We start from the raw sequence: 1318 nt of genomic DNA, 5'->3' as shown, positions 1-1318 counted from the left end.
AGGCTGTGGAGTTGTCGACGAGCGCGCCGAACCCACCGGGAAATGGGCGGCGCCGAGCAGTGACGGAAGGAGTCGAACCCTCGGGCGACGGTTTCGGGGCCGTTCCGCTTCCCGAAGCACGCCACCGGGAATAATTCTTTCCGGTGGGTGAAAAGGAGAAGCCACCCGGATCGGTTCCCCGATGGGCGGCTCCCTGCTCACGTGACCCGGCACGGGTCAGGGCGGGGAGTCCGCGCAGTTCAGCGGCGTCGTTCGCCAGCTGGGCACGACGGTGCGCCGGGTGGCCGACGGGCGCAGGGCGTCGATCGCGGCGCGCCGGCGCGATCGCTGCGCCTCCCGCTTCCCCATGCCCGTCATGACTCCGACCCTCCATCTCGTGGTGTGGGGAAAGTATGCACCTCCGACGCGGAGCGCCGCAATTTCTTTTCGCCCCGCTTTTCGCGGCGCGGCCAATCCGACGCGCGATGACGGCGGAACGCGGCCACGGCGACCGGTGCCGGCGCGGGTGCGCCGACCGCGTGCTCGGCGCACCGGCGAGACGCCACACCCGAACCGGTGGTGAAATGGTCCTGGACCGCGTGCCAGACCACGCGAGGTGGACCAGGGCTTCCGGGAGGGGCGAATGGGGGACGACCGACCGGACCGGGGGTTGCTGGGCCGACTGGGCGGCGGGGTGGCGGACGCGATGCTCGCCCTGGGCAGCCCGGTGACCTACGCGCCGGGTGACGTGGTGTTCCGGGAAGGCGACGCGGACGGGCACGTGGTGCTGCTGCTGCGCGGCGCGGTGAAGGTCCGGGCGATCGACCAGGCGGGCGACCCGGCGCTGCTGGCGGTGAAGTCCGCGGGTGACCTGGTGGGCGAGATGTCGGCGCTGGACGGCAAGCCGCGGTCCGCCACCGTGATCGCCTGCGGCGAGGTCGGCGCCCGGCTGATCCGGCAGTTCGAGTTCCGGATGTTCCTCGTCGACCACGTGGAGGTCCTGGTCGAGCTGTTCCGGGACGCCGCCGACCAGGTCCGCTGGGCCAACCGGCTGCGGCAGGCCGTGCCGCGCCACGCCGAGCCCCGCATCGCCCTGGTGCTGGTGCACCTCGTGCAGCGCCACGGCCGCTCCGCCCCGGGCGGCGGGTGGGGGCTGGACCTGCCCCTGACCAACGTCGAGCTGGCCTCGATCGCCGGGATGAAGCCACGCACCGCGGAGAAGGCGTTCGGCGGGTTGCGCGACGCCGGGGTCCTGGTGACCGGCACCCGCCGCGTCGTCCACGTCCCCGACCTCGACCGCCTGAAGAGGATCGCCGCGGGCCACCGCTGACGCCTCGGC

Annotated in this window: 2 protein-coding genes; one reads left to right on the top strand and one right to left on the bottom strand. The window is 73.1% G+C overall.

What is annotated here, in order from left to right; translation table 11 throughout:
• Positions 1 to 216 precede the first annotated feature (216 nt).
• Positions 217 to 357 (bottom strand): hypothetical protein, encoded by a 141-nt coding sequence (locus ACFV4N_RS43870; RefSeq protein ID WP_499678625.1) that lies wholly within the window; start codon positions 355 to 357, stop codon positions 217 to 219.
• A 265-nt stretch (positions 358 to 622) separates the two neighbouring features.
• Between ACFV4N_RS43870 and ACFV4N_RS43865 the strand changes: the two genes are divergently transcribed.
• Positions 623 to 1309, top strand: coding sequence for a Crp/Fnr family transcriptional regulator (locus tag ACFV4N_RS43865; protein ID WP_499678624.1), 687 nt, complete (start codon positions 623 to 625; stop codon positions 1307 to 1309).
• Positions 1310 to 1318 lie beyond the last annotated feature (9 nt).

The organism is Actinosynnema sp. NPDC059797 (genome assembly GCF_042732085.1).
In the GTDB taxonomy this organism is placed as follows: Bacteria; Actinomycetota; Actinomycetes; order Mycobacteriales; family Pseudonocardiaceae; genus Actinosynnema.
The sequence above is the reverse complement of the archived record's forward strand: the minus strand, read 5'-3'. Positions and strand labels throughout refer to the sequence as shown.

Coding starts and splice junctions, on each gene's coding strand:
- ACFV4N_RS43870 (WP_499678625.1), bottom strand. CDS start 357: ATGACGGGCATGGGGAAGCGGGAGGCGCAGCGATCGCGCCGGCGCGCC.
- ACFV4N_RS43865 (WP_499678624.1), top strand. CDS start 623: ATGGGGGACGACCGACCGGACCGGGGGTTGCTGGGCCGACTGGGCGGC.